The 3,149-nt window shown below is 68.8% G+C and carries 4 protein-coding genes; 3 read left to right on the top strand and 1 reads right to left on the bottom strand.

Annotated elements, in window-relative coordinates; genetic code table 11:
- Nucleotides 1-216: 216 nt before the first annotated feature.
- Nucleotides 217-1,224, bottom strand: coding sequence for a thioredoxin-disulfide reductase (trxB, locus tag Q0V34_RS20765; RefSeq protein WP_297516308.1), 1,008 nt, complete (start codon nucleotides 1,222-1,224; stop codon nucleotides 217-219).
- A 132-nt stretch (nucleotides 1,225-1,356) separates the two neighbouring features.
- Between trxB and Q0V34_RS20760 the strand changes: the two genes are divergently transcribed.
- Genes Q0V34_RS20760 through pseI form a run of 3 tightly spaced genes read left to right on the top strand, consistent with a single transcriptional unit; the run spans nucleotide 1,357 to nucleotide 2,965 of the window.
- On the top strand, nucleotides 1,357-1,545 hold the full coding sequence (locus tag Q0V34_RS20760) for a hypothetical protein (RefSeq protein ID WP_297516305.1): 189 nt from the start codon (nucleotides 1,357-1,359) through the stop codon (nucleotides 1,543-1,545).
- Nucleotides 1,546-1,567: 22 nt separating this feature from the next.
- Complete coding sequence (locus Q0V34_RS20755) at nucleotides 1,568-1,834, top strand: hypothetical protein (RefSeq protein ID WP_297516303.1); 267 nt, start codon at nucleotides 1,568-1,570, stop codon at nucleotides 1,832-1,834.
- Nucleotides 1,835-1,894: 60 nt separating this feature from the next.
- Nucleotides 1,895-2,965 (top strand): pseudaminic acid synthase, encoded by a 1,071-nt coding sequence (gene pseI, locus Q0V34_RS20750; RefSeq protein ID WP_297516302.1) that lies wholly within the window; start codon nucleotides 1,895-1,897, stop codon nucleotides 2,963-2,965.
- Nucleotides 2,966-3,149: the final 184 nt, after the last annotated feature.

The following is a 3,149-nucleotide window of genomic DNA, read 5'->3' as shown; positions in this document are numbered from 1 at the left end:
CGAAGTCACGGCCGCCGAGCTTGCTCAATCCGCTGAACCCGTAGGGGAGCGCCGCCTTTTCTCTCCTCCCCCTTTTGGGGGAGGGGGACCGGCGAAGCCGGTGGAGGGGGCCAGCGCCGGCGCCTCTGAATCATCACCAACCCCCTCCGTCACGCCGCGCTTCGCGGCGCGACCTCCCCCATGCGGGGGAGGAGAAGGGGAGGGGGCGCTAAAGCCTCACCAAACCCCGATCTTGTTCGCCTCTTGATGGCTGATCGGATGATGCGCGGCCTTGTGGTCTTCCTCGGCCAGGAAGCGAACCGCCTCCAGCGCGGCCATGCAGCCCATGCCGGCCGCCGTCACGGCTTGGCGGTAGACGTCGTCGGTCACGTCGCCGGCGGCATAGACGCCCTCGATCGCGGTCGAGGCCGTGCCCGGCTTGACCTTCAGATAGCCGCCGGGGCCGGTCTCCAGCTGGCCGGCGAACAGTTCCGACGACGGGGCGTGGCCGATGGCGATGAACACGCCGTCGGCGGCGATCTCGGTCGTCTCGCCGGTCTTGACGTTCTTCAGCCGCGCGCCGGTGACGCCCATCGGCTCGGTCTGGCCCAGCACCTCGTCGATGACGCTGTCCCAGACCACGGCGATCTTCGGGTGGGCCAAGAGACGCTCCTGCAGGATCTTCTCGGCCCGCAGCTCGTCCTTGCGGTGCACCAGCGTGACCTTGCTGGCGAAGTTGGTCAGGAACAGCGCCTCTTCCACGGCGGTGTTGCCGCCGCCGACCACGATGACGTCCTTGTTGCGATAGAAGAAGCCGTCGCAGGTGGCGCAGGCCGAGACGCCGAAGCCCTGGAACCGGCTCTCGCTCGGGAGGCCCAGCCACTTGGCCTGGGCGCCGGTGGCGATGATGATCGTCTCGGCGATCCAATCCTGGCCGCTGTCGGTCTTGACCGCGAACGGGCGCTCGGAGAGGTCGACGCTGGTGACGATGTCGCTGACGAACTCCGTGCCGACGTGCTCGGCCTGGGCGCGCATCTGGTCCATCAGCCAGGGGCCCTGGATGACGTCCGCGAAGCCGGGATAGTTCTCGACATCGGTCGTGATCGTCAGCTGGCCGCCCGGCTGGATGCCGGCGATCAGAACCGGCTTCAAGAGCGCGCGGGCGGCGTAGATGGCGGCGGTATAGCCGGCGGGACCCGATCCGATGATCAGGCAGCGGGTCTGGCGGGGGGAGGTCGTGGACATGGGCGATATCTAGGGGCGATTCCGCCTCAGCGCTACATTGGCGGCGCGGAGCGTTAACGCGCCATGGACATAACCCTGTTTCTAGTGTGGACTTCCTCCCGAATGGCGGCACAGCCATACGGAGGAAATCGCATGAAGTTCGGACTTCTGCTGGCCGTGGGCCTGATCGCGCTGTTCGCGGGCCTGGCCAATTTCTGGTTCGGCGACATCAAGCTGGGCCTGGCGCTGATCGGCGTCTTCGTCGCCGTCGCCGGCGTCTCGGCCTGGAACGGCAAGAAGCACTACGACGCGCGACCGCGCGGCGAACCGATCATCGAATAGCATCCCGAGCGGGGGTTTGATCATGAAGGGTGGTCTGGCGATTGGGGCTGGCGCGGGGGTCGCGATCGGCGTCGGCCTTGGCTTGACGATGGGCAACCTGGCGATCGGGACCGCCTTGGGCGTCGCGATCGGGGCGGGTCTCGGCGTGGCGCTCGAGGCGCGCGGGGCCAAAAGCCATCGGCGCGGCGGCGATGCGGCGCCCGTGTTCCCGGCCGGCGGCGATGGCGGCGCGGCCAGTCATGGCGCTCATTGCGGCGGGAGCGACGGCGGAAGCTGCGGCGGCGGTTGACGGCTCGTCCACCTTTGGCGGGTTAAGCTGGCGGCAACCACGTTTTCCGGACGACCCGCCATGTCCAACCCGTCCATCGAGATCGCCCCCTCCATAGAAATAAATGGCCGTCGGATCGGCGTCGATCACGCGCCCTATGTGATCTGCGAGCTGTCGGGCAATCACAACGGCAGCCTGGAGCGCTGCTTGGCGATGGTCGACGCGGCCGCCGACACCGGCTGCGACGCGATCAAGATCCAGACCTACACCGCCGACACCATCACGCTCGACGTCGACCGGCCCGAGTTCAAGATCCATGGCGGCCTGTGGGACGGCCGCTCGCTCTACGAACTCTATCAGGAAGCCCAGACGCCGTTCGAGTGGCACGCGGCGATCTTCGAGCGGGCCCGCCAGCGCGGCGTGACCCTCTTCTCCAGCCCGTTCGACGAGACCGCCGTCGACCTGCTCGACAGCCTGGGCGCGCCGGCCTTCAAGATCGCCTCGTTCGAGGCCGTCGACCTGCCGCTGATCCGCTACGCCGCCGCCAAGGGCAAGCCGCTGATCATCTCGACCGGCATGGCCAACCTGGACGAGATGCGCACGGCGCGCGACACGGCGCTGGAGGCCGGCGCGGCGGGCGTGCTGCTGCTGCACTGCGTGTCGAGCTATCCGGCCACCTTCGCCGACGCCAATGTCCGCACCATCCCCGACATGGCCGCGCGCTTCGGCTGCCCGATCGGCCTTTCGGACCACACGCCCGGCACGGCGGCGGCGGTGGCGGCGGTCTCGGTCGGCGCCTGCTGCATCGAAAAGCACTTCACCCTGGCGCGCGCCGACGGCGGCCCGGACGCGGCCTTCAGCCTGGAGCCGGCCGAGTTCAAGGCCCTGGTCGACGACACCCGAAACGCCTGGGCCGCCCTGGGCGTGGCGCACTACGACGTGCTGGGCTCCGAACAGGCCAACCGCCAGTTCCGCCGCTCGCTCTACGTCACCGCCGACGTCAAGGCCGGCGAGGCCCTGAGCCGGGCCAACATCCGCTCGGTCCGCCCCGGCAACGGCCTGCCGCCGGGCGAGGTCGACAAGGTGCTGGGCAAGCCGGCGACGCGGGACCTGGCGCGCGGGGAGCCGCTGGATTGGTCGATGGTGGGGTAGGGCCGCGAACGGCGAGCGGCGTTCGCGCGCCTATCGGGTCTTCGAAGTGCTCGAAATTCCTCCGGGCCGGAAACGGGGGGCGCCCCGCTCCGACCTTCACGAAACCTGCTCCCCAGACTTGAACGAAACCCCTTGTCTGTGAGGAGCTGTCGTAAGCTTTGGAGGTCTTCCGGGACGCCCGCCT

It is taken from the genome of uncultured Caulobacter sp. (assembly GCF_947036865.1).
Classification (GTDB): Bacteria; Pseudomonadota; Alphaproteobacteria; order Caulobacterales; family Caulobacteraceae; genus Caulobacter.
The sequence above is the reverse complement of the archived record's forward strand: the minus strand, read 5'-3'. Positions and strand labels throughout refer to the sequence as shown.